Source organism: Actinacidiphila sp. DG2A-62 (genome assembly GCF_035825295.1).
Taxonomy (GTDB): domain Bacteria; phylum Actinomycetota; class Actinomycetes; order Streptomycetales; family Streptomycetaceae; genus Actinacidiphila.
The window spans coordinates 3244527-3268824 of record NZ_JAYMGI010000002.1 but is presented as its reverse complement, the minus strand read 5'-3'; the positions used below and the strand labels follow the sequence as shown (position 1 = coordinate 3268824).

The following is a 24298-nucleotide window of genomic DNA, read 5'->3' as shown; positions in this document are numbered from 1 at the left end:
CATCCCTGCATGTCAACCTTGTCGAGGCCCCACTCCCACACACTCCAGGAGGAGTAACCATGGGTGCTTTCGACCAGTTCAAGGACAAGGCCGGCGAGGTCGCGGACGACGCCAAGGAGCAGCTCGGCAACCGGCGCGGCAAGTCCGCCCCCGGCTCGGAGAACTCCGAGGACCCGCAGCGCGGCGGCATGCAGGACGAGCTGCAGGAGCGCGCCTCCGACGCCCGCGACCAGGCCCGCGAGCGCATGGGCCGCGACGGCCGGCGCGAGCAGGACGAGTGGGACGCCTGACCTGAACTGCCGCCTGCCCGGCGCGTTCCCGCGCGCCGCGGCCACGCGAACCCCGTGACACGAGGAGGGGCACCCCGCCGGGGGTGCCCCTCCTTCGCGCGCTGGACGAAGATCAGCTCAGTTGCGCCGGAACCGGGATGTCACCCTCCAGCGCCGAGACGCCCGCGGGCGTGAGCGCTTCGTCGAACGTCTCCACGTCACTGATCCAGCCGTTGGCGTACTCGCCGTAGCTGCCCTGGTACAGCCTCCGCCCGATCTGCAGCGGCCCGGCCGCGTTCCAGTCCGCTCCCGTGTAGGGCGAGCTGGTGACGAGCCGAGTAGTACAACTGCGCTCCGTTGGACTTGCGGATTTCCAGGCGGTGGCTTGGCTTTCGGGTGAACGTCGGGGTGCTTCGCCTCAATGGGATGCATCTTGCTGAATGCCTGTTAAGGCGCCGTTGGTGTTCAGTTCTATCGGCCTTCTGGGTGTCTGACGCTATTCGACGGCGAAGTCGGCCGATCTGAATCACGCAGAGCGTTCATAGGTCGCCGCCGTCGGGATTGCCGGTTGCATTCGGTGCGCTGAAGCGTGGCGGGGTCTCCGCGGCGCGTGCCGGTGGATCGTGCCAGGAGGCGCGGTGGTGCACCGGTAGCGTGCGGCCATGGTGCGGGGAGACCGCGTAGTGGCGGGGGATGTCGAGGGGGTGGGGCGGGTGGCGTGGCCGGGGACGGTGGGGGAGGCGCTGGAGGTTCAGGCGGCGCTCGCCGAGCGGGCCGTGCTGGACGTCGAAGGACCCGCGGTGGGGGACGTGGGGCGGGTCGCGGGAGTGGACGTCTCGTACGACAAGGGGGGTGAACGGCTGGTCGCCGCGGCTGTGGTGCTGGACGCGGGGACGTTGGAACCGCTGGAGACCGTGCTCGTGGAAGGCGTGAGCAGATTTCCATACGTTCCAGGACTTCTGGCGTTCCGGGAACTTCCGTCCGTGATGGAAGCGTTGGAGCGGGTGAAGGCAACACCCGACCTGATCGTCTGCGACGGGTACGGGATCGCGCACCCGCGACGGGCCGGGCTGGCCGTGCATCTGGGGGTGCTGACCGGGCTGCCGTGCTTCGGCGTGGCGAAGGCGCCGTTCGTGTTCGAGCACGAACCGCCCGGGCCGCGGCGCGGGGACAGCGCGCCGCTGACGGCCGACGGCGGCGAGGTCGTCGGTCGGGCGCTGCGGACGCAAGAAGGCGTCAAGCCGGTGTTCGTGTCCGTCGGCGGCGGCATCGGGCTGGACCGCGCCTGCGTACACGCGCTGCGGCTCGCGCCGCGCTACCGGCTGCCCGAGACGACGCGCTGGGCCGACCGGCTCTCGCGCGCCCGGTTGCGCGAGGTGACGGCCGGCGCTCAGCCGGCTGACGGTCCGGGCGGGGGCTGGTCCGGTGACGCGGGGGCCGGTGGCGCCTGGTCGGGCGGCGGCTGAGGGCCGGGGCGCGGAGGGAGCGGCGGGCGGGCGCGGTCGGGCCGCGCGGACAGGTCCGGCGGCACCGCCGCCGGGCTGCGCTCCAGCAGCTCCAGGGCCGTGCGCACCGCCACCGCGAGCTGCCCGTGGCGGCCCTCCGCCCAGTCGAGGGGCGTGCGCAGGCACTCGATGTCGGGCGCGACGCCGTGGTTCTCCACCGCCCAGCCGTAGTCGTCGAACCAGGCGGCGTTCATCGGCACGGTGATCACCGTGTTGTCGCCCAGGCGGTGACGGCCCGTCATGCCGACCACTCCGCCCCACGTGCGCAGGCCCACCACCGGCCCGAGGCCGAGCAGCTTGAACGCCGCGGTGATCATGTCGCCGTCCGAGGACGTCGCCTCGTCGGCGATCGCCACGACCGGGCCGCGCGGGGCGCCGCTGGCGTACGACACCGGCTGGGCGTTGCGGGTGAGGTCCCAGCCGAGCACCTTTCGGGTGAGTTTCTCGACGACGAGTTCACTGATGTTGCCGCCGGCGTTGCCGCGCACGTCGACCAGCAGGGCGTCGTAGGCGACCTCCTTGCGCAGGTCGCGGTTGAACTGCGCCCAGCCCGACCCGCCCATGTCGGGGATGTGCAGGTAGCCGCAGCGGCCGCCGCTGAGCCGGCGCACCAGCTTGCGGCGCCGGGCCACCCAGTGCTGGTAGCGCAGCGGCCGCTCGTCGACCAGCGGCACGACGGCGACCCTGCGGGGCGCGCCGCGGCCCCCCGGCGGCCGGAACGTCAGCTCGACCGTCGTCCCGCCGGCGCCCGCGAGCAGCGGGTACGGTCCCGCGTGCGACAGCACCGGGCGGCCGTCGACGTGGGTGAGGACCGCGCCCTCGCGAATGCCGGTGCCGGCCAGCGGCGACCGCGCCTTGGAGTCGGAGGACTCGCCCGGCAGGATGCGCGCGACCGACCAGGTGCCGTCGTTCTTGTCGTGGCGGAAGTCCGCGCCGAGCAGGCCGATGGGGCGCTGGTAGTGCGGCGGGCCCTCGTTGCGGCGGGCGGGCTGCACGTACGCGTGGGAGGTGCCCAGCTCGCCGAGCACCTCGCGCAGCAGGTCGGCGTACTCGTCGGGGGTGGCGACGCGCTCCACCAGCGGCCGGTACTGGTCGAGGATCGCCGGCCAGTCGACGCCGCACATGTCGGGCGCCCAGAAGTAGTCGCGGATCAGCCTGGCCTCGGCGTAGGACTGGCGCCACTCCGCGGCGGGGTCGACCTCGTGCAGGATGCGGCGCATGTCGACGTACACGGTCGTGTCGTCGTCGCCGCGCTCGGTGGCCGGCAGCACCGCCAGCTCTCCCTCGTCGAAGACCGCCAGGCGCTCGCCGTCGCCGCTGACGGCGTACCAGTCCATGTGGCGGACCAGTTCGACGCGCTTGGACTTGCCGAGGCTGAAGAACTCCAGGGTCGGGCGGGCGGAGGGGTCGGCGGGGTTGACGAAGGTCTCGCCGAGGGCCCCGGAGATCGGCCAGCGCAGCCACACCAGGCCGCCGGCGACCGGTTCGAGGGACGAGTACTTGGAGGCGGCGACGGGGAACGGCACGACCCGGCTGGGCAGACCCTCCGTCTCCACGACGACCGGGCCGTCGCCGCTCTCGCCCGGTTCCAGGCCGGCGCCGACCGGGCTGCCCTCGACGCGCAGCGCGAATGGCGAGGGCGTCGCGGAGTTCAGCGGCACCAGGTACGGGCGGCAGCCGAGCGGGAACGACAGGTCGCCGGTGTGGACGTCGTACACCGGGTCGAAGCCGCGCCAGGACAGGAACGCCAGGTATCGGCCGTCAGGGGTGAAGACGGGCTGCTCGTCCTCGAAGCGGCCATCGGTGACGTCGATGATCGTATGGTCGGCCAGTCGGGCGATCCTGATGGAGCGCAGTGAACGCCCCACACCCGGGTGTGACCAGGTCAGCCACGCGGAGTCGGGGGAGAAGGCCAGGTCACGGACCGGGCCGTTGGTGGAGCGCACCAGCTCCTGGACGTGACCGCGGCGGCCCGGCCCGGGGTCCGGCCGCGTCAAGGCGGCGCCCGCGAAGTCACCCTCGTCGCCCGGGTCACCCCCACCGGTCGTATCGTCCGCCGCGTCGCTCGCCACATCGGATGATCCGACCGCGTCGTCACCTTCACCGGTGGTCACCAGCAGCAGCCGACCGTCGTGGGCGGCCACCGCCAGGGTGCCGCCGTCGGGTGACGACACCATCTCCAGGACGCGGCCGAGCCTGCCCACGGCCAGTCGGGCGACCGCGTCGTCGTCACCGTCGACACCGCGCGCGGAAGCCTCACCCGCGCCCCGGCCGCCGGTGCCGCCCCGGCCGTCCGGGCCGCCGCCGTCACCCCCTGTGCCGCCCCCGCTGTCACCCTCACTGCCACCGTCACCGGTCATATCACCGCCACCGCCGGAGGTGAGCCGGTCGCCGCTGTACGAAGAACGCTCGTCGGAAGAGTGATCGTCCGACGATGCGGTGTCCGGCCAGCGCGTGGAACCTGTACGGGTGGCGACGGGGACGGCGTCCGCACCGCCGGCGTCCGCGCCCGCCGCGCCTGCGGCCAGGTCCGCGGCGAGGTCGTCGGCGGTGACGTCCGCGGTGACGTCCGCGGCGGTCTGCGGCCCGCGGGACAGGGCCCGCGAGGCGCGCCCCGGCAGTTGCGCCAGCTCGATGCCGTCCTCACCCCCGGCGTCGGTGACGTACGCGACCACACCGGTGTCGCCGAGCATCTCCGGCAGGCGCACGCGCGCGCCCGGCACGTCGGAGATGGTGCGGGCCGGACCGTCGCGGTGGGTGAGCCAGTAGAGGCTGCCGCGGACGCAGACGGCGCTCGCGCGGCCGGTGCGGTCCATGGCCAGGCCGTCGACGTTGGAGGACGCGGGCACCTGGTAGGGACGGCGGCCACTGCGCGGGCCGGCCAGGCGTATGTCCAGGCGCCGGGGCACCGCGTCGGGGGCGGCGAGGTCCTCGACCAGCCACAGCTCGCCCGCGCACTGGTAGACCACGCGCTCGCCGTCGGTGGCGGCGTTGCGGGCGTAGAAGTCGGCGTGGTCGGTGTGGCGGCGCAGGTCGGAGCCGTCGGGTGCGCAGGAGTAGAGGTTGCCGACGCCCTCGTGGTCGGACAGGAAGGCGATGCGCCCGGCGACGAACATCGGCGAGGCCAGATGGCCGTCGAGCTCGGGCACCAGGCGCTCGCCGTGCAGCCACAGTCGGCCGGTCGCGCCGCCGCGGTAGCGCTTCCAGGCGTGCGGCTCGTGCGGCGGCGTACCGGTGAGCAGCAGGGTGCGGCGCTCGGTGCCGGTGCCGCAGCCCTCGGGCGACGGCCGGTCCTGCACGGCGATGTCCGACACCGGCCCCCACGGCAGCGGCGCGCCGGGCTCGCACTCGATCGGCACGCTGTGCGCCCAGGTGTGGTGGGCGAACGGCTGACCGTGGGAGGAGACGGCCAGCACATGGCCGTCCGGCGTCCACGAGCACACCCTGGTGTCGGTGCTGCCCCAGTACGTCAATCGTCGGGACGTGCCGCCGTCCACCGGGACGACGTACACCTCCGGGTCCAGGCTGCGCCAGGTGGTGAAGGCGATCGTCGTACCGTCGGGTGAGAAGCGCGCCGGACCCACCCGCGTACGGTCGGCGGTGACGCGCCACGCGCGCCCGGGCGCACCGCCGGGTGGCCCGAGCGGGGCCACCCAGAGGTCGTCCTCGGCGGCGAAGCAGAGCAGCTCGCCGTGCACGTGCGGGAACCGGAGGTACGCGCCATCGCTCACCTCTCCCATGGTTCGGGGCCCCGCTGGGCCCAGCAACTTTTCCCGCCCGCCGCGCCCCGCCGCGCCCCGCCGAGCCCCGTCGCGCCTCGTCTCCGCGCCTGCCCCGCCGAGCCCCGTCGCGCCTCGTCTCCGCGCCTGCCCCGCCCCTGCCGCTGCGCGCCCCCTGCACAGCCCGCGGACCCCGGAGGCATCGCGGCGTCGCATAGGTCGCGGCGTCGCATAGGTCGCGGCGGCGCATAGGCCGCGACGTCACCGGAAAAACGTTGTCGTCGCACCGCCCGCCTCGCCTATCGTCGCGCCCCATGACCGAGTACGAGCACACGCCGCAGACGGCCGCGCAGACCCCCGCCGGGATTTCGGCGACCCCCGTCCCCGACGCCGCCGGGACCGCGCGCGGCGACGGGCCGCCGCGGCTGACCCGGCTGGACTTCCACGGGCCGCTGTCCGACGAGCGGGCCGCCCGCATGGTCGCCCGGCTGGCCCGCACCGGTCCGCGCAGCGTCCTGGACGTCGGCTGCGGCTGGGGCGAGCTGATGCTGCGCCTGCTGGCCGCCGCGCCCGGCGCGACCGGCACCGGCCTCGACCTGAACGCCGAGGATCTCGACCGCGGCCGGCGCAACGCCGCCGACCGCGCACTCGACGACCGCGCGGCCTTCGTCGAGGAGTCCGCGCTCGGCACCGCACGAGGCCCCGCCGACGTCGTGCTGTGCCTGGGCGCCAGCCAGGCGCTCAGCCAGGCGCCGCCGCCGCGGCGCACCCCGCAGGCGCTCGCCGAACTGCGCCGGCTGGTCGCGCCCGGCGGCCGGGTGCTGCTCGGCGAGGGCTTCTGGGAGCGCACGCCGCGGCCCGCCGAGCTGGCCCGGATGTGGCCGGGCGCGGGCGCGGACGACCACGTCGACCTCGGCGCCCTCGTCGGCCTCGCGGTCGACGCCGGCTTCCGCCCCGAGTGGACCGAGACGGCCAACGCCGACGAGTGGGACGACTTCGAGTCCGGCTACCAGGCCGACGTCGAGGAGTGGCTCGCCGCCCACCCCGGCCACCCGCTCGCCGACGAGACCCGGCGCAGGGTCGACGCCCACCGCGCCGCGTACACCGCCTACCGGGGCGTGCTCGGCATCGCGTACCTCACGCTCGTGCCCGTGGCCGGCTGAGGCGGCAGGAGGCGTACGGATCCGCGCCCGTACGCCTCCGAAACGTCGGCCTGCGGCCGGTATGCCTGCGGCGGTCTACGTGTACGCGCCGGCGTCCCCGCCGCCGACCGCCCGCGCCGCCGCACCCGAACCGGCGCCGCGCCCCTCCGGCGCGGCGCCGCACGCGCTACTGCGGCTGCGCCGCCAGCTTCTCCTGCGCCGCCGCCAGGCGGGCCAGCGCGCGCTCGCGGCCCAGGGCCACCAGGGACTCGAACAGCGGAAGCCCCACCGTGCGGCCCATCGCGGCCACCCGGACCGGCGCCTGCGCCTTGCCCAGCTTCAGGCCGTGGCCGGCCGCGACGCCCTCCAGGGCGGCCTTGAGCGGCTCCGGCTCCCATCCGTCGGCCGGGAGCGCCTCGAAGGCCGTACGGGCGTCACGCAGCAGCTCCAGCGCGCCCGGCTTCATCGCCTTCGCCCAGGACGCCTCGTCGTCGGCGGGGGCGTCCAGGAACAGGAAGTCCACGTAGGAGGTGATCTCGGACAGGACCGCGACCCGGGTCTGCGCCAGCGGGGCCACCGACTCGAACAGCGCCTCGTCGAAGGCGTCGGCGGGCCAGGGCGCGTGCGGCGCGGTCAGCCAGGGCGCGCACGCCGAGACGAACGCCGCCGGCGACAGCGCGCGGATGTACTCGCCGTTGAACGCCGTGAGCTTCTTGATGTCGAAGAACGCCGACGACCCGTTGACGTCCTCGACCCGGAAGAGCGCCTCCAGCTCCTCGTACGGCAGGATCTCGCGGTCGTCTCCCGGGCCCCAGCCCAGCAGCATCAGGTAGTTGACCATGGCCTCGGGGAGGTAGCCCTCGGCGAGGTAGTCCTCCAGGGCGACCTTGTCACGGCGCTTGGACAGCTTCTGGCGCTTCTCGTTGACGATCACCGGCAGGTGCGCCCACACGGGGGGCGTCGCGCCGAGCGCCTCCCACAGCAGCTGCTGCTTGGGGGTGTTGGACAGGTGCTCCTCGCCGCGGATCACCTCGGTGATGCCCTCGTCGAGGTCGTCCACCACATTGGCGAGCAGGAACACCGGGGAGCCGTCGCCGCGGGCGATCACGAAGTCCTCGATGGCGCTGTTGGGGAACGCCGGCTCGCCGCGGATCAGATCCACGACGACCGTCTCGCCCTCGTCCGGGGTGCGGAAGCGCAGCGCCCGGCCCTCCTCGTACGCCAGCCCGCGGTCGCGGCAGAAGCCGTCGTAGCCGAGCTGCTGGGAGCCGGTGCGCTCGGCGAGCATCTCGCGGGTGCAGTCGCAGTAGTACGCGCGCCCGGACGCGTGCAGGCCGAGGGCCGCCTCGCGGTGCCGCTCGGCGTTGGCGGACTGGAAGTACGGGCCCTCGAAGTGCGGGTCGGCCGCGGAGATGCCGATGGCCGACAGCGCGCTGATGATGCCGTCGATCCACTCGGGCTTGTTGCGCGCCGCGTCGGTGTCCTCGATCCGCAGGACGAAGGCGCCGCCGGAGCGGCGGGCGACGGCCCAGTTGTACAGGGCGCTGCGGGCGCCGCCGACGTGGAACATGCCGGTGGGCGAGGGGGCGAAGCGTACGCGGGGAGCGGCATCAGACATGGGCCACAGCCTATCGGCCCCATCTCGTGACCTCATCGCCAATGATTCGCCGCGGCCGCGCGCGTAACGTACACGCGAGTACCGACCGGTAACCCCGGTGGCCGCCGGCAGGTCCTGACGACCTCGCGTCCTCATGTCCTCGTGAGGATCTCGATGTCCTCATGAGGATCTCGTGAGCAATCTCGTGAGGGTCCTCATGAGGTGTTCAGGAGCTGTCGCGTCGTGGAAACCGGCGTCCCTGCGAGGGGCCGCCGCAACCGCTCCGCGGCCGTCCGGGCGGCGCCGGGCCATCCAGAGAACCGGTGGACAGGACGACAGGACGACAGGAGCGGGCGATGGCGCTGGACGCGGACGTCGTGGTGGTGGGCGCGGGACTGGCCGGGCTGGTGGCCACCGCGGAACTGGCGGCGGCGGGACGCAAGGTGATCCTGCTGGACCAGGAACCGGAGGCCTCGCTCGGCGGGCAGGCGTTCTGGTCCTTCGGCGGGCTGTTCCTGGTGGACTCGCCGGAGCAGCGGAGGATGCGGGTCAAGGACAGCGTCGAGCTGGCCTGGCAGGACTGGCTGGGCACGGCCGGCTTCGACCGGCCGGAGGACTACTGGCCGCGCCGGTGGGCGCGCGCCTACGTCGACTTCGCCGCCGGTGAGAAGCGCGCCTGGCTGCGCGAGCACGGCGTCGGCATCTTCCCGGTGGTCGGCTGGGCCGAGCGCGGCGGCTTCCTGGCGACCGGCCCGGGCAACTCGGTGCCCCGCTTCCACATCACCTGGGGCACCGGCCCCGGGGTGGTCGCGCCGTTCGAGCGGCTGGTGCGGGAGGCCGCGGCGCGCGGCCGGGTCCAGCTGAAATTCCGGCACCGGGTCACCGGGCTGACCGTCACCGACGGCGTGGTGCAGGGCGTCACCGGCGAGGTGCTGGCCCCCAGCGGCGTCGAGCGCGGCGAGGCCAGCTCGCGCGAGGTGACGGGGGCGTTCGCGTTCACGGCGCAGGCGGTGATCGTCACCTCGGGCGGCATCGGCGGCAACCACGACCTGGTGCGGGCGGCCTGGCCCGCCCGCCTCGGCACCCCGCCGAAGAAGCTGCTGTCGGGCGTGCCGGCGCATGTGGACGGCCTGATGCTGGGCATCGCGCAGGACGCCGGCGCGTCCGGCATCAACGGCGACCGGATGTGGCACTACACCGAGGGCATCGAGAACTGGAACCCGATCTGGGCCCGGCACGGCATCCGCATCCTGCCCGGCCCGTCCTCGCTGTGGCTGGACGCCACCGGACGCCGCCTGCCGGTGCCCTACTTCCCCGGTTTCGACACCCTGGGGACGCTGGAGCACATCATGGGCACGGGGCACGAGTACACGTGGTTCGTGCTCACCCAGAAGATCATCGAGAAGGAGTTCGCGCTCTCCGGGTCCGAGCAGAACCCCGACCTGACCGGCAAGAGCGTGCGCGAGGTGCTCAAGCGGGTGCGGCCGGGCGCCCCCGGCCCGGTCGAGGCGTTCATGCGCAACGGCGTCGACTTCATCGTGGAACGCGAACTGCCCGCCCTCGTACGGAGGATGAACGCACTGACCGGCGAGCAGCTGATCGACGAGGCACGCCTGCGCGGCGAGATCGAGGCGCGCGACCGGGAGATCGCCAACGCGTACACCAAGGACCTGCAGGTCACGGCGATCCGAGGGACGCGCAACTACCTGGGCGACAAGCTGATCCGCACCGCCGCGCCGCACCGGCTGCTGGACCCCAAGGCGGGGCCGCTGATCGCGGTGCGGCTGAACATCCTGACGCGCAAGTCGCTCGGCGGTCTGGAGACGGACCTGGACGCCCGGGTGCTCACCCCGGCCCCGGCGGGGAGCGAGGAGCGCGGCGCGCCGCTGCCGGGTCTGTACGCCGCAGGTGAGGCGGCCGGTTTCGGCGGCGGGGGCATGCACGGATACCGCTCGCTCGAGGGGACGTTCCTGGGCGGCTGCCTGTTCTCCGGGCGGGCCGCCGGGCGGGCGGCGGCGCGCGCGACGGCGTAGCGGTCGGGGGCCTGCCGTCCGCCCGGGGCGCGTCGCGCGGACCCGGTCACGAGGTCGAACGACCGCGCCCCGCGGAAGGTTCCCCCACGTCAGAGCGATGCCGGTGGGATGTCGGCGCGGCCGGCGCGCGCCCGCGGGCGGCGTCCCCTGGATGCGCTTCAGGACATGCCCGGGCGCCCGGTTCGCTCCCTGTCTTGCTTCAAGCATTGACAGGGGGAGGGCCGCTGCCCACTATGGGAGCGCTCCCACGTTAAGAGCGTGTAACCCCACAGTGAGCACCCGCCGGACATCGCGTCCGGTGTGATCGACGCACAAGTGCATTACGGCACCAAGGCACCATCGCTTCACCTCCCTTGGCTCCCGGGCGAGTTCCGGAGGGTCACATCCCCCCTATGGAGGTTGTTCGCACATGGCAGTCCCGATAGTCAGGCGCAGAACCGCCGCGATAGCCGCGGCGGGCGCACTGGTCGTCGCCTCAGGCGTCGCGGCGGCGATGAGCACCTCGACCGCTTCGGCGGCCACGGCCGGCTGTTCCGTCAACTACACGGCCAACACCTGGGACAGCGGGTTCACCGCGAACGTGACCGTCACCAACACCGGCCCGGCGCTGACGAGCTGGACGCTGGGCTGGTCGTTCGCCGGGAACCAGAAGGTCACCCAGGGCTGGAACGCCAACATCTCCCAGACGGGTTCCGCGGTCACCGCCGCCAGCCTGTCCTACAACGGTGCGATCGCCACGGGCGGCACGGCCAGCTTCGGCTTCAACGGCTCCTACAGCGGCACCAACGCCTCGCCCACCGCGTTCACGCTCAACGGCGTCGCCTGCGGCGGCACGGGCAGCAACGGAGGCACCTCGACGGGAACGTCGACCGGCACCTCCTCGGGAACGTCCAGCGGCACGTCCGCCGGCACCTCCTCGGGCACGTCGTCGGGCACGTCCAGCGGCACCTCCAGCGGCACGTCGTCGGGCACGTCCAGCGGCACCTCCTCGGGCACGACCAGCGGCTCGACGGGCGGCACCACTCCGCCGGCCGGCGGCAAGGTCGACAACCCGTACGTCGGCGCCAAGGGCTACGTGAACCCCGAGTGGTCGGCCGAGGCCGCGGGCGACGGCGGCTCCGCGATCGCGAACCAGTCCACCGCGGTGTGGCTGGACCGGATCGCCGCGATCGCCGGCGTCAACGGCGGCATGGGCCTCAAGGACCACCTCGACGAGGCGGTCAGCCAGGCCGGCGGTCAGCCCCTGACCATCGAGTTCGTCATCTACGACCTGCCCGGACGCGACTGCTCCGCGCTGGCGTCCAACGGCGAGCTGGGCCCGACGGAGATCGGCCGGTACGAGACCGACTACATCGACCCGATCAAGGCGCTCGAAGGCGACTCGAAGTACGCCAACCTGCGGATCGTGAACATCATCGAGCCCGACTCGCTGCCGAACCTGGTCACCAACGCGGGCGGCACCGCCGGCTCCACCGACGCGTGCGCCACGATGAAGGCCAACGGCAACTACGAGAAGGGCGTCAGCTACGCGCTGGGGCAGCTCGGCTCGCTGTCGAACACGTACAACTACATCGACGCCGGACACCACGCCTGGCTCGGCTGGGACAGCAACCTCGGCCCGTCCGCGCAGGAGTTCTACAAGGTCGCCACGACCAACGGCGCCAGCCTGGGCGACGTCCAGGGCTTCATCACCAACACGGCGAACTACAGCGCCACCGTGGAGCCCAACTTCAAGGTGACGGACACCGTCAACGGCACCACGGTGCGGCAGTCCAAGTGGGTCGACTGGAACAACTACGTGGACGAGCAGTCCTACGCGCTCGGCCTGCGCAACACGCTGATCTCCGACGGCTTCCCGTCCACCATCGGCATGCTGATCGACACCGGCCGCAACGGCTGGGGCGGCTCCGCGCGTCCCTCCGGGCCGGGCGCCACGACCAGCGTGGACACCTACGTGAACGGCGGCCGCATCGACCGACGCATCCACGCGGGCAACTGGTGCAACCAGACCGGCGCGGGCATCGGAGCACGGCCGACCGCCGCCCCCGCGGCGAACATCGACGCCTACGTCTGGATCAAGCCGCCGGGTGAGTCCGACGGCGCGAGCCAGCCCGTCAGCAACGACGAGGGCAAGGGCTTCGACCAGATGTGCGACCCGACCTACGGCGGCAACGCACGCAACGGCAACAACCCGACCGGCGCCCTGCCCAACGCGCCGCTCGCGGGTCACTGGTTCTCGGCGGAGTTCCACCAGCTGATCCAGAACGCGTACCCGCCGCTGTCGTAGTACCTGCACCTTGGCAGCGGATTCCCCCCACCGGGCCCGCGACGGGGCTGCGGCCGGTCACTCGACCGGTCCGCGGTCCCGCCTCGGGCCCGATCCGCGTCCCCGGCCGGCCCCACGGCCGCCCTACCTCGGCCGCCCTGCCTGGCCGCCGATGCCCGTCCGCCCGTCCGCCCGTCCGTCGTCCCGAAAGTTCTCTGACCTGCTCTTTCCATCCGGATCGCGGAGTTATCCACAGGCCCGGCGCGGCGCGTCGGGCCGTTCGTGCACCATGGAGGAGCAGGCGGTCAGGGACGCAGGCGGACACGGGAAACGGCACGCGGGAAGCGGAGGCGGCGCAGATGGACATCGAGATCGGAGGTGAGGCGGCGGACGGCTGGCAGCCGGTGCTGGACGCGTTCGCGCGGAACTTCACGCATCGCGGCGACCGCGGCGCGGCCGTCGCGGTCCACCACCACGGCCGGCCGGTGGTGGACCTGTGGGCGGGCGCGAGGGACTTCGACGGCGAGGGGCGCTGGCAGCCCGGCACCGCGCAGATCATCCGCTCGGCGACCAAGGGCGTGGCCGCGGCCGGTCTGCTCCTGCTCCACCGGCGCGGTCGGCTCGATCTGGACGCGCCCGTCGGCGACTACTGGCCGGAGTTCAAGGCGGCGGGCAAGGAGCGCGTGACGGTACGGGACCTGCTGGCGCACCGGGCGGGGGTGCCGGCCCTGGACCGGCCGCTGACGCCGCGGCAGGCGCTCGACGGGGTGTCGGGACCGGCGGCGGTCGCCGCGCAGACCCCCCTGTTCCCGCCCGGACAGGCGCACGGCTACCACGCCCAGACCTTCAGCTGGCTGGCCGGCGAACTGGTGCGGCGGGTGGACGGCCGGGGGATCGGTCGCTTCACCGCCGAGGAGATCGCCAGACCGCTCGGCCTCGACCTGTGGATAGGGCTGCCACAGGACCAGGCGCACCGGGTCGGCAGGGTCGGGGACACACCGACGCCCGAGCCCACCGCCTCCGGGAGCCTGCGGGCGCGCCCCAAGCAGGCGGTGCACGACGCCTGGGCCGACCCGGGGTCGCTGACCCGCCGCGCTTTCGCCGCGATCACCCCGCTGCCGGACGAGAACGATCCGGCGTACCGGGCGGGGGAGTTGGCGGCGTCCGGAGGCATCGCCACCGCCCGGGCCCTGTCCCGGTTCTACGCCGCGCTGATCGGCGACGTGCCGGACGGGGAGCGGCTGCTGGACCCCGCGACGGTGGAGGCGGCCCGGACGCCGCACTCCGAAGGCCCCGACCGGGTGCTGGTGGTCAACACCCGGTTCGGCCTGGGCTACATGCTGCACGGCTCGGCGTCGCCGCTGCTGGGCCCCGGCTCCTTCGGCCACCCCGGCCGCGGCGGATCGCTGGCCTTCGCCGACCCCGAGCACGGCATCGGATTCGGCTACGTCACCAACGGACTGCAGAAGAACGTCACCGCCGACCCGCGTGCGCAGGCCCTGGTCAGGGCCGTCAGGGAGTGCATACGCTGACCCGATGGCGACTGACGCGACGGCAGGCGGACCAGGGGCGGCACCGGTGGAGCGGGACGCGGCGGGGCCGCGGGCGACCGGGCGTTTCGAGGCGTACGGCGTGATGATCACCGGCGCGGCCCGGGGCATCGGCGAGGCGACCGCGCGCCGGTTCGCCGCGGAGGGCGCGGGCGTGCTGATCGCCGACCTCGACGGCGACGCGGGCGAGCGCACCGCGCGCTCGATCCGGGACGCGGGCGGACGCGCCGAGGCCGTACGGTGCGATGTCGCCGACCGCGTCTCGGTGGAGGCCGCGGTCGCCTCCGCTGTGGACGCCTTCGGGACGCTGGACGTGCTGGTGAACAACGCCTACTCGTGCAGCGACCACAAGGAGGACTTCGCCGAGGAGTCCGACGAGGACTGGCTGCTCGATCTGGACGTCACGCTGGTGGGCGCGGTGCGCTGCGCGCGGGCGGCGCTGTCGCACCTGGCCGCGGCCCCCGGCCGGCGCGGTGCGATCGTCAACATCGGCTCGGTCAACGGCCTGTCGTACTTCGGCAACCACGCCTACAGCGCGGCCAAGGCCGGCCTGGTCTCGTTCACCCAGGGCCTGGCGGTGCGGGCCGCGCCGCAGGGGGTGCGGGTCAACCTGGTCGCGCCCGGCACGATCCGCACCCCGGCCTGGAGCGGGCGCGAGGCGGTGCTGACGGCGGCGGCGCGGGCGTATCCGCTCGGCCGGATCGGCGAGCCGGAGGACATCGCGGCCGCGGTGGCGTTCCTCGCCTCGGCGGACGCGGCGTGGATCACCGGGGTGACGCTGCCGGTGGAGGGCGGCGTGCTGGTGGCCAACACGGGGTTCACCGACGCCCTCAAGGAGGGCTGAGCGAACCGTCGAGCCGGCCCCGGCCCCCGGGACACGCTGCGGCCCCCTGCCGGCATCCGGCCGGCACCCCCGCCCGGCCGCAGATTTCGCCCCGCGTCCCGCCGGGCACCCCGCGCGGCCCGCGCCGCGCTCCCGCGTCCCGCCGGGCACCCAGCCCGGCTGGCGCCGCGCTTCCGCGTCCCGCCGGACAACCCACCCGGTCGCGCCGGGCGCCCCGCGCCTGCTCCCCGTCAGCTCGCGCGCAGCACGGACGCGACGATCGGGCCCGCGGAGGAGTTGCCGTGTCCGGCGTCCACGACGATCGCCGCCGCGGCGACGTGGCCGCGGAAGGCGGTGAACCAGCCGTTGGTGGCGGCCTGGCCGTCGACCTCGGCGGAGCCGGTCTTCGCGCCCGCGTCCGCGCCGGACAGCACGCCGACGCCCGTGCCGTAGGCGATCACGCTGTGCATCATCTTCCGCAGTTGCGAGGAGACGCCGGGGGAGACGCCCGGCGCGGTGGCGACCGGCCCGCTCAGCAGGCTCCTGGCCACGATGCGCGGCTGGTGGAAGGAGCCGTCGCGGGCGGTCGCCGCGACCGAGGCCATGATCAGCGGGCTCATCTTCAACTGGCCCTGCCCGATCATCTCCGAGGTGAGTTCGTCGTCGGTGCCGCCGGGCACGTCGGGGTCGGTGCAGGGCGTCCCGACGTTCCACGGCTGCGTCAGCCCGAAGTCGGCGGCGGTGTCACGCAGTCCCGAGGCGCCGAGCCTGGCCTGGGTGATGAAGCCGGTGTTGCAGGAGACCGCGAAGTCCCAGTCCAGGTCGGCGCTCTTCTTGTCGGGGACGCCGCTGTCGTTGTGGTAGGCGCGGTGGTTGGGCATGCCGGTGCCGTTGACGCAGGGTGCGGGCGAGGTGCGGGTCATGCCGCTGTGCAGCAGCGCCGCAGCCGTGACGATCTTGAACGTCGAGCCGGGGGCGACGCTGGAGTTCATCGCGTAGTCGAAGCCGGCCGCCGGGCTGTTGGCGATCGCGAGGATCTCACCGCTGTCGGTGTCCAGCGCGGTGACGCCCGCGTGCGGCTTGCCCTTGACCGCCTGTTCGGCGGCTGCCTGCACGGTCGCGTCCAGCGTGGTGTGCAGCTTCCTGCCGACGCCCTTCTTCAGCACGAACAGCGTCGCGCCCTGGCTGCCGTCGGCCTTGCGCACGTACGTGTCCACGCCCGGCGTGCCGCCGGTCAGTTTGTCGGTGTACGAGGTGCGCATCTTGGCGAAGATCCCGGCGAGCGACGGGTACTGCGCGGCGGTCATCACATGGTCGTTGCGGTCCAGGAACTCCAGGTCGGGCGTCGCCGCCGGCCCGGTCACGAGCGTGTCGCCGTCGGCCAGGGCCGGCTGGAGCACCGACGCGGCCCACGCGACCGCCGGGTGGCCCGAGGCGGCGCGGGCCACCGTGAGCGAGGACTCGTACCGCCAGGTCCTGCTGACGCCCTGGTAGGTGACCACGGCGTTCACCGTGAACGGCACCTTCGTCGGCGTGGCCGCGGCCGGGACGCCCGGGGTGGCGGTCACGGTGCCGACGCGGGCCGTGGTGCGGTAGCCGTTGAGCGCGGCGGTCGCGGCCGGCGCGGAGTCGGTCAGCGCGGCCGCCTTCGCGGTGTCGCCGGACGACCACGCCGTCAGGAAGGCGCTCGCGGTGTCCGCGACCTCCTTCGCGCTGGGCGGCGCGGTGTTCACGGCCGCGGCCCGCGTCGTGTCCGACCCGCCGCTCCCGCTCCCGCTGCCGCTTCCGCCGCCGCTCCCGTCGAGCGAGGTGTAGATGTTGTACGCGCCGAACCCTGCGACGCCCAGCATCCCGGCGAACACCGCGCCGACGATGCCGATCTTGACTCCCCTTGCGACGGGCACGGCCGCCCCCTCCCCATGAGCGCGGCCCCCACGCCGACGCCCTCGGGACTCTACGGGACCCGTACGACCTCCTGGGTCTCGAACAGGCCACGGCTTCACACGACTTCGTAAGAACCGGAACCCGCCGCCCCGATGCCGGACCGTCGCCCCAACCGGGCCGCGAACCCGCGGCCGGCCCCGCGCCCCCGAACCCTGGCCCCCGCGTGCGGCTCAGGCTCCCGTGGCCCGACCCCGCGCCGCCCCGCCGGCGGGTCGACTACAGTCGGGTCGGGCCGTGACTGGCGCTGAGGTGGAGCACCACCGGGGAGCGGTCCGACGAGACGTCGATGCCGTGCGCCTGGGCGAGCAGCCAGCAACGCCCTGGAGGACAGCCGTGTCCGAGACGCAGACGGCCCAGCTCATGGACGGCACCGGCCTCGCCGGACGCATCGTCGAGGAGGCCGCCGTCAAGGCGGCGGAGATCTCACGGGCGACGGGCACGGTCCCGTGCCTGGCGACCGTGCTGGTGGGAGAGGACCCCGCGTCCGCCACGTACGTCCGCATGAAGCAGGCGCGGTGCGCGAAGGCGGGCATCCGGTCCCGGCACGTCGGGCTGCCCGCCGCCACCACGACCGCCGAGCTGGTCGACACCCTCGCCGGCCTGTCCGCCGACCCCGACGTGCACGGCATCCTGCTCCAGCACCCCTGCGGTCCGCACATCGACGAGCGCGCGGCGTTCGAGGCCATCGCGCCGGACAAGGACGTCGACGGGGTCACGATGCACTCCTTCGCCGCGATGGGCTTCGGCCTGCCGGGCTTCGTGTCCTGCACACCGGGCGGGATCATGCGGCTGCTGGACGCGTACGGCGTCGAACTCGCCGGCAAGCACGCCGTCGTGGTGGGCCGCAGCGCCATCCTCGGCAAACCGGCGGGGATGCTGCTGCTCGCGCGGGACGCGACGGTGACGTACTGCCACTCGCGCACGGCCGACGTGCCGGGGACGGTCCGCCGGGCGGACGTCGTCGTGGCGGCCGTGGGGCGCCCCCGGCTGATCCGCGGCGAGGACATCAAGCCCGGCGCCGTCGTGATCGACGCCGGATACAACCCGGGCAACGTCGGCGACGTGGACTTCGACACCGCCCGCACCCGCGCCCGCCTCATCACTCCCGTACCCGGCGGCGTGGGCCCGATGACCATCGCGGTCCTGCTCGAACAGACCGTGACCGCCGCGGCGAACCAGCTCGGAGTCCAGCACATCTGACCCCGCCCGGCGCGCCCCGCCTCGCGCTGCCGGGGGGCGGTGACCCACGATCGCCCCAGGAGGAGGCCGCTCCGGGATCGGCTGCGGGCGCGCCGCGCCGCGCGGGAGCGGTGAGGAGATCGGCCGGCGGCCCGTGCCGCGCCGAGTCGAAGCCGCCACGGTCCGACTCCCCGAGGGGCCCCGCGCCCGATCAACCGGCGCGGGGCCCCTCGGCGTACGACGTCAGGCTCGTGACCTGGTCAGATCCAGGAGTCGAACCACATTCTCGCCTGCCACCCCGAGTAGGGGATGGTCATGCCCGTGTAGATCGGGAAGAAGTAGATGAAGTTCCAGATGATGAGGAGGACGAGGGTGCCGGCGCCCACGGCGCCCCACATGCGGCGGGGTTCTGATGAGCCCGGGGGGCCGAGGAAGGCGCCGATCATCATGGTGACCGCGAGGCAGAGGTAGGGGACGAAGGCGACCGCGTAGAAGTAGAAGATCGTGCGGTCCTGGTAGTGGAACCAGGGGACCCAGCCCGCCGCCGCGGCGCACAGGATCGCGCCGGCCCGCCAGTCGCGCCGCATGATCCAGCGGTAGAGCAGGTAGACCAGCGCGAAGCACGCCGACCACCACAGCAGCGGCGTGCCCAGCGCCAGGATCTCCCGCGAGCAGCCGCTCCTGGTGTGGCAGCCGGCCTCGCCGTACTTCGGCGACTCGAAGAAGTACGACACCGGCCGCCCGAGGACGATCCAGCTCCACGGGTTCGACTGGTACGGGTGCGGCGTGTGCAGGCCGACGTTGAACTGGTAGACCTGGTACTCGTAGTGCCACAGGCTGCGGATCGGCGCCGGGATCCACGACCACGTGCCGCCGCGGCCGTCCGCCCAGTGCCGCCCGTAGCCGTTGTCGGACAGGAACCAGCCGGTCCAGGTCGCCAGATACGTCACCAGCGCCACCGGCACGATCGACACCACCGACCAGCCCAGGTCCTTGCGCAGCATCGCCACCCACGGGCGGCGGGCGCCGGCCAGACGGCGCGAGCCGACGTCCCACAGCAGCGTCATCACCATGAAGAACGCCAGGAAGTACAGGCCGTTCCACTTGCTCGCCGCGGCGAGCCCCAGGAAGAAGCCGGCCGCCAGCCGCCAGGGCCGCCAGCCCATCCCGGCGCGATCGCCGGTGTGCCGGTCCGGCCCGGCGAAGCCGTCGTCGTCCACCGGCAGCGCCGCCGCCAGCCGGGCTCGCGACCAGTCGCGGTCCACCAGCAGGCAGCCGAACGCCGCCAGCGCGAAGAACATGATCACCAGGTCGAGCAGCGCGATCCGGCTCATCACGAACTGCAGGCCGTCGACCGCCATCAGCGTGCCGGCCACGCAGCCCAGCGCGGTGGAGCGGAACAGCCGCCGGCCGATCCGGCACAGCATCAGCACCGACAGCGTGCCGAGCACCGCCATCATGAACCGCCAGCCGAACGGGTTCAGCCCGAACATCCACTCGCCGAGCGCGATCACCCACTTGCCCATCGGGGGGTGCACGACGTACCCGGGCGCGTCGGACAGCGGGATCGTCTGCGGGTGGGCGAGGATCTGCGGGTTGGAGATCTTGCCGTCGGGCCAGCTGCCCTCGTAGCCGAGCTTGAGCAGCGCCCACGCGTCCTTGGCGTAGTACGTCTCGTCGAAGACGACCGCGCGCGGGTTGCCCAGCCGCCAGAAGCGGATGACGCCGGCGAGGGTCGCGACGATCAGCGGACCGACCCAGCCCATCGCCTTCGCGACGCGGTACGCCGCCGAGGGGCCGAGGCCCAGCGCCTGCCACATCCGCGTCCCCGGCTCGGGGAACGGCGGGACAAGACGCTCGCGGGTGTCGGTACGGGGCGGCTCCGCGTACCCGAACCGGCGCAGCCGCTGAGCCCAGGCACTGGGCACGGGCGGCTCCTGGGCGTCGTCGGCGACGCGGCCTCGCGTCGCGGTCTCACTCGTCACCGGGCCATCGTAGGGAAACGGTCTGAGAATGCGATGTGCCTGGCGGCCCCGGGCCGGTTTTGGCGGGTATCCGCGCGGCTCGCGGACGGCCGCGCGCGGCTCGCGGACGGTCGCGCGGGGCTCGGGCACAGCCGCGCGGGGCTCGCGCGCGGTCGCGCAGGGGTTCTCGTACGGTCCCGGCGCTCCCGTACGGTCCCGGCGCTCCCGTGAGGTCGCGCGGGCGTCGGCGCCCGCGCCCCGGGCCGGGTGGGAGGATGCGGTGGTGAACAGCGCAGCCCCCGACCCAGCCCCGGCGCCCGCGCCCGACACCGCGCCCGACACCGCGCCCGCCGCGGCGCCCGGCACCACCCCCGCGACCGCGCCCCCCGCGCGCGCCGCGGACGGCGGCGTCCTCGTCCTGGCCGGGACGCCCATCGGCGACCCGGCCGACGCGCCGCCCCGCCTCGCCGCGGAGCTGGCCGGCGCCGACGTGGTCGCGGCCGAGGACACCCGGCGGCTGCGGCGGCTCGCGCAGGCGCTCGGCGTCGAGGTGCCCGGTCGCGTCGTGTCGTACTTCGAGGGCAACGAGAGCGCGCGCACCCCTGAGCTGGTCGAGGCGCTGGCGGGCGGCGCGCGCGTGGTGCTGGTGACCGACGCGGGGATGCCGTCGGTGTCCGACCCCGGCTACCGGCTGGTGGCCGCGGCGGTCGCGCGCGGGCTGCGGGTGACCGCGGTCCCGGGGCCGTCCGCGGTGCTGACCGCGCTCGCGCTGTCGGCGCTGCCGGTGGACCGGTTCTGCTTCGAGGGGTTCCTGCCGCGCAAGGCGGGGGAGCGGCTGTCCCGGCTGCGCGAGGCGGCCGGCGACCGCAGGACGCTGGTGTACTTCGAGGCGCCGCACCGGATCGCCGACTCGCTCGCCGCGATGGCGCGGGTGTTCGGGGAGAACCGGCGCGCCGCGGTGTGCCGCGAGCTGACCAAGACGTACGAGGAGGTCCGGCGGGGACCGCTGGGCGAGCTGGCCGCGTGGGCCGCGCAGGGCGTGCGCGGCGAGATCACCGTGGTGGTCGAGGGCGCGCCCGCTCCCGACCCGGCCGACCTGTCGCCGGCCGAGCTGGTGCGCCGGGTGGCGGCGCGCGAGGAGGCGGGCGAACGCCGCAAGGAGGCGATCGCGGCGGTCGCGGCGGAGGCGGGGCTGCCCAAGCGGGACGTGTTCGACGCGGTGGTGGCGGCCAAGCACGCGGCAGGGTGACGGGGAGGGCGAGGGGACGCCACGCGCGGACCCGTCCCGTACGACCCGGCGACCGCCCAGCGACCGCCCGAGGGCACCCGCGTCCCGTACGGCGCCGGGCGTCCCGCTGCGACCTCGCGACCGCCCGACGGCGCCCGCGCTCCGGTACGGCACCGGCCTCCGTCACGACGTCCCCGCCGCCTCTGACCAGCGGCGGGGGCGCTCGCACGGCGGTCGGCGGGGGCGCGTGGGAGGGCGCGTCCGACCGGCCCGCGGCATAAACCCCGTACCGGGCAAAGCAATGGCGGCCGACTCCCACATACGGGCCAAATCTGGTCCAAGAGTCGGATGCCCCCGCTGCGGCGCGGGCCCGCGAGGCGTTCGCTGGACGGTGGAAGTCCCGGTCCGGACAGCGTGTCCGGAGGGCACGCAGGAGCTGCCATGAGCGACACCGTCGGAAGCGACCGCCCGGCCGCTGCCGCCGCCCCGGACGCCGCCGGGGACAGCACGGCCGCCGGCCGCATACCCGTCCCCGCCGCCGCGACCCCCGCCGTCACCGGCCTCGCCGTCACGGCCCCAGCGGCCGCGGCCCCCGACGCCGCCGACGTCGAGGAGGCGTACTCCTTCGCCTGCATGAACTGCGGGCACTGCTGGGAGCAGGCGTACGAGATCCGGCACCACCGCGACACCACGGGCCGGCTGTACGTGACCTACCGCGCCGACGGCGTCGTCGTGCCGTCCCCGCTGACCCGCCCGAACTGCGGCAACTGCGACGGGCACCACGTACGGATCATGCGCTCGGGGCAGGTGGACGGCGCCGTCGCCCACCGCTGGTCGCTGGAGCACGCCGACCGCGGGGTGCACCGCACCCGGCACTGGCCGGCGCTGCACTTCCTGCGCCGCAGGCGGCGCGCGCACCCGGACGCCCTGAACGCCCCGGACACCCCGGACGCCGCCGCGCCCGGCGACCCCGCCGCGCCCGGTGGCCCCACGCCGACCAGCGCCTCCACCGCGCCCGGCGCCCCCACCGCGCAAGCCCCCCACCGCGCGCAGGAGCGCTGACCACGGCCGCCTAGGATCGGGCCATGCCCAAGAAGACCGCCGAGGACGACCGGCGCACCCCACCCCCGGCGCCGGAGCCGCTGCGGGTCCCGGTCGCGGACTCGCACACCCACCTCGACATGCAGCAGACCACCGTGCCGGAGGCACTGGCGCGGGCCGCGGCCGTCGGGGTGGACACCCTCGTCCAGGTCGGCTGCGACCTGGACGGGTCGCGCTGGGCGGCGGAGACCGCCGCCCGCCACCCGGCGGTCTGGGCGACCGTCGCGCTGCACCCCAACGAGGCGCCGCGCATCGTGCACGGCGACGGCGACGACTGGGCGCGCCGCGAGGACCGGCGCGCACCGGGCGGCACGGCGGCGCTCGACGCGCAGCTGGACGAGATCGACGCGCTGGCGGCGCTGCCGCAGGTGCGCGGGGTCGGCGAGACGGGCCTGGACTACTTCCGCACCGGGCCGGAGGGCAAGGACGCGCAGGCGTACTCCTTCCGCCGCCACATCGCGATCGCCAAGAAGCACCACAAGGCGCTGGTGATCCACGACCGGGAGGCGCACGAGGACGTGCTGCGCGTCCTGGACGAGGAGGGCGCGCCGGACACCGTGGTCTTCCACTGCTACTCCGGCGACGCGGCGATGGCGAAGGTGTGCGCGGAGCACGGCTACTACCTCTCCTTCGCGGGGACCGTCAGCTACAAGAGCGCGCAGAACCTGCGGGACGCGGTCGCCGTCGCGCCGCTGGACCGGCTGCTGGTGGAGACCGACGCGCCGTTCCTGCCGCCGGTGCCGTACCGGGGGCGGCCGAACGCGCCGTACCTGATCCCGCTGACCGTGCGGGCGATGGCGGCGGCGCGCGGCGTCGACGAGGACACGCTGGCCACGGCGATCGCGGCGAACACGGCGCGGGCGTTCGCGTACTGAGCGGGCCGCTAGCCTTGCCGGTGTGAGTACGACGCCCCCCGACCGTCCCGACGCCCCCGGCCCCCCGGACCCCGCCGACACCGCGGCCGACGCCGCCGACGACGCGGCCGACGCCGCCGACACCGCGGCCGACGCCGCCGACCCCGCGGAGCCCGGCGCGCTGCTCGGCCCGGCCGACGTCCGGGAGCTGGCCGCGGCGCTGGGGGTGCGCCCGACCAAGCAGCGCGGCCAGAACTTCGTGATCGACGCGAACACCGTGCGGCGGATCGTGCGCACCGCGCAGGTCGGGCCGGGGGACACCGTCGTGGAGGTCGGGCCCGGGCTCGGCTCGCTCACGCTGGCGCTGCTGGAGACCGCCGACCGGGTCACCGCGATCGAGATCGACGACGTCCTGGCGGCGGCGCTGCCCGCGACGGTGGCGGCGCGGCTGCCCGAGCGCGCGGACCGGTTCGCGCTGGTGCACGCCGACGCGATGGGCGTCGGCGAGCTGCCGGGCCCGCCGCCGACCGCGCTGGTGGCGAACCTGCCGTACAACGTGGCGGTGCCGGTGCTGCTGCACATGCTGGCGACGTTCCCGGGCATCGATCGGACGCTGGTGATGGTGCAGGCCGAGGTCGCCGACCGGCTGGCCGCGCGGCCGGGCAGCAAGGTCTACGGGGTCCCGTCGGTGAAGGCCAACTGGTACGCCGAGGTCCGGCGGGCCGGCTCGATCGGCCGCAACGTCTTCTGGCCGGCGCCCAACGTGGACTCCGGGCTGGTCTCGCTGGTGCGGCGCGAGCCGCCGGCGACGCGGGCGGCGCGCGAGGAGGTGTTCGCGGTGGTCGACGCGGCCTTCGCGCAGCGCCGCAAGACGCTGCGCGCCGCGCTGGCGGGGTGGGCGGGCTCGGCGGCGGCGGCCGAGGCCGCGCTGACCGCGGCGGGGGTCTCGCCGCAGGCGCGCGGCGAGTCGCTGACGGTGGAGGAGTTCGCGGCGATCGCCGAGCACCGCCCGGCGGGCGAGCGGGGCCGGTCCGCGCGGTCGCAGCGGCCCGCCCCCGCCGCGCCGCCCGCGCCGCCCGCCGGGAGCAGGCCGTCCGTATGATCGACGCCGCCCGTGCGGACCG

Annotated in this window: 16 protein-coding genes and 1 riboswitch; of the genes, 12 read left to right on the top strand and 4 right to left on the bottom strand. The window is 74.4% G+C overall.

Annotation, left to right across the window (positions count from 1 at the left end):
* The first annotated feature begins 59 nt into the window (after positions 1-59).
* Both VSR01_RS14270 and VSR01_RS14265 read left to right on the top strand, forming a co-directional pair.
* Positions 60-290 carry a hypothetical protein gene (locus VSR01_RS14270; RefSeq protein WP_326449585.1) on the top strand — a complete coding sequence of 77 codons (231 nt, stop codon included), beginning with the start codon at positions 60-62 and terminating at the stop codon, positions 288-290.
* A gap of 641 nt (positions 291-931) precedes the next feature.
* Entirely contained in the window at positions 932-1735 is an 804-nt protein-coding gene (locus VSR01_RS14265) for an endonuclease V (RefSeq protein ID WP_326449584.1), read from the top strand.
* On the opposite strand, the gene VSR01_RS14260 is transcribed toward VSR01_RS14265, so the two are convergent.
* Positions 1660-5514: a S41 family peptidase gene (locus VSR01_RS14260; protein WP_442785459.1), complete on the bottom strand. Its 3855-nt coding sequence runs from the start codon at positions 5512-5514 to the stop codon at positions 1660-1662. The two genes, VSR01_RS14265 and VSR01_RS14260, sit on opposite strands and share 76 nt — an antisense overlap.
* Before the next feature lie 293 nt (positions 5515-5807).
* Here VSR01_RS14260 and VSR01_RS14255 point away from each other — a divergent pair, with 293 nt between their 5' ends.
* Positions 5808-6656, top strand: coding sequence for an SAM-dependent methyltransferase (locus VSR01_RS14255; protein ID WP_326449582.1), 849 nt, complete (start codon positions 5808-5810; stop codon positions 6654-6656).
* Positions 6657-6822: 166 nt separating this feature from the next.
* Here the strand turns inward: VSR01_RS14255 and gltX are convergent, their stop codons facing one another.
* Positions 6823-8205: a glutamate--tRNA ligase gene (gene gltX / locus VSR01_RS14250; RefSeq protein ID WP_326453659.1), complete on the bottom strand. Its 1383-nt coding sequence runs from the start codon at positions 8203-8205 to the stop codon at positions 6823-6825.
* A gap of 383 nt (positions 8206-8588) precedes the next feature.
* On the opposite strand from gltX, the gene VSR01_RS14245 reads away from it, so the two are divergent.
* The 4 genes from VSR01_RS14245 to VSR01_RS14230 all read left to right on the top strand — a co-directional run bounded on the left by VSR01_RS14245 (position 8589) and on the right by VSR01_RS14230 (position 14925).
* A complete protein-coding gene (locus tag VSR01_RS14245) occupies positions 8589-10265 on the top strand; it encodes an FAD-binding dehydrogenase (protein WP_326449581.1) in 1677 nt (558 codons plus the stop codon).
* Positions 10266-10674: 409 nt separating this feature from the next.
* Positions 10675-12552 carry a glycoside hydrolase family 6 protein gene (locus VSR01_RS14240; RefSeq protein WP_442785458.1) on the top strand — a complete coding sequence of 626 codons (1878 nt, stop codon included), beginning with the start codon at positions 10675-10677 and terminating at the stop codon, positions 12550-12552.
* Between the two features lie 338 nt (positions 12553-12890).
* Positions 12891-14063 (top strand): serine hydrolase domain-containing protein, encoded by a 1173-nt coding sequence (locus tag VSR01_RS14235; protein WP_326449580.1) that lies wholly within the window; start codon positions 12891-12893, stop codon positions 14061-14063.
* Positions 14064-14166: 103 nt separating this feature from the next.
* A complete protein-coding gene (locus tag VSR01_RS14230; protein WP_326453657.1) occupies positions 14167-14925 on the top strand; it encodes an SDR family NAD(P)-dependent oxidoreductase in 759 nt (252 codons plus the stop codon).
* Between the two features lie 230 nt (positions 14926-15155).
* Here VSR01_RS14230 and VSR01_RS14225 read toward each other — a convergent pair whose 3' ends face one another.
* A complete protein-coding gene (locus VSR01_RS14225) occupies positions 15156-16808 on the bottom strand; it encodes a penicillin-binding transpeptidase domain-containing protein (protein ID WP_326449579.1) in 1653 nt (550 codons plus the stop codon).
* Between the two features lie 264 nt (positions 16809-17072).
* Positions 17073-17158: riboswitch (ZMP/ZTP riboswitch) on the top strand.
* A gap of 23 nt (positions 17159-17181) precedes the next feature.
* Here VSR01_RS14225 and VSR01_RS14220 point away from each other — a divergent pair.
* Positions 17182-18048, top strand: coding sequence for a bifunctional 5,10-methylenetetrahydrofolate dehydrogenase/5,10-methenyltetrahydrofolate cyclohydrolase (locus VSR01_RS14220; protein ID WP_326449578.1), 867 nt, complete (start codon positions 17182-17184; stop codon positions 18046-18048).
* 239 nt (positions 18049-18287) lie between these two features.
* On the opposite strand, the gene VSR01_RS14215 is transcribed toward VSR01_RS14220, so the two are convergent.
* The gene (locus VSR01_RS14215; protein ID WP_326449577.1) at positions 18288-20012 is read right to left on the bottom strand and encodes a dolichyl-phosphate-mannose--protein mannosyltransferase; all 1725 of its coding nucleotides are present in this window, start codon (positions 20010-20012) and stop codon (positions 18288-18290) included.
* A 397-nt stretch (positions 20013-20409) separates the two neighbouring features.
* On the opposite strand from VSR01_RS14215, the gene rsmI reads away from it, so the two are divergent.
* The 4 genes from rsmI (at position 20410) to rsmA (ending at position 24276) form a co-directional block, all read left to right on the top strand.
* Complete coding sequence (gene rsmI, locus VSR01_RS14210; protein ID WP_326453656.1) at positions 20410-21240, top strand: 16S rRNA (cytidine(1402)-2'-O)-methyltransferase; 831 nt, start codon at positions 20410-20412, stop codon at positions 21238-21240.
* A gap of 420 nt (positions 21241-21660) precedes the next feature.
* Positions 21661-22281 carry a hypothetical protein gene (locus VSR01_RS14205; RefSeq protein WP_442785457.1) on the top strand — a complete coding sequence of 207 codons (621 nt, stop codon included), beginning with the start codon at positions 21661-21663 and terminating at the stop codon, positions 22279-22281.
* A 23-nt stretch (positions 22282-22304) separates the two neighbouring features.
* Positions 22305-23195 carry a TatD family hydrolase gene (locus VSR01_RS14200; RefSeq protein WP_326449576.1) on the top strand — a complete coding sequence of 297 codons (891 nt, stop codon included), beginning with the start codon at positions 22305-22307 and terminating at the stop codon, positions 23193-23195.
* 160 nt (positions 23196-23355) lie between these two features.
* Positions 23356-24276: a 16S rRNA (adenine(1518)-N(6)/adenine(1519)-N(6))-dimethyltransferase RsmA gene (gene rsmA, locus VSR01_RS14195; protein WP_326453654.1), complete on the top strand. Its 921-nt coding sequence runs from the start codon at positions 23356-23358 to the stop codon at positions 24274-24276.
* Positions 24277-24298 lie beyond the last annotated feature (22 nt).

Bases quoted from the DNA above. Each gene is read 5' to 3' on its own strand.
- VSR01_RS14270 (WP_326449585.1), top strand. From the start codon at position 60: ATGGGTGCTTTCGACCAGTTCAAGGACAAGGCCGGCGAGGTCGCGGAC.
- VSR01_RS14265 (WP_326449584.1), top strand. From the start codon at position 932: ATGGTGCGGGGAGACCGCGTAGTGGCGGGGGATGTCGAGGGGGTGGGG.
- VSR01_RS14260 (WP_442785459.1), bottom strand. From the start codon at position 5,514: ATGGGAGAGGTGAGCGATGGCGCGTACCTCCGGTTCCCGCACGTGCAC.
- VSR01_RS14255 (WP_326449582.1), top strand. From the start codon at position 5,808: ATGACCGAGTACGAGCACACGCCGCAGACGGCCGCGCAGACCCCCGCC.
- gltX (WP_326453659.1), bottom strand. From the start codon at position 8,205: ATGTTCCACGTCGGCGGCGCCCGCAGCGCCCTGTACAACTGGGCCGTC.
- VSR01_RS14245 (WP_326449581.1), top strand. From the start codon at position 8,589: ATGGCGCTGGACGCGGACGTCGTGGTGGTGGGCGCGGGACTGGCCGGG.
- VSR01_RS14240 (WP_442785458.1), top strand. From the start codon at position 10,675: ATGGCAGTCCCGATAGTCAGGCGCAGAACCGCCGCGATAGCCGCGGCG.
- VSR01_RS14235 (WP_326449580.1), top strand. From the start codon at position 12,891: ATGGACATCGAGATCGGAGGTGAGGCGGCGGACGGCTGGCAGCCGGTG.
- VSR01_RS14230 (WP_326453657.1), top strand. From the start codon at position 14,167: ATGATCACCGGCGCGGCCCGGGGCATCGGCGAGGCGACCGCGCGCCGG.
- VSR01_RS14205 (WP_442785457.1), top strand. From the start codon at position 21,661: ATGAGCGACACCGTCGGAAGCGACCGCCCGGCCGCTGCCGCCGCCCCG.
- VSR01_RS14200 (WP_326449576.1), top strand. From the start codon at position 22,305: ATGCCCAAGAAGACCGCCGAGGACGACCGGCGCACCCCACCCCCGGCG.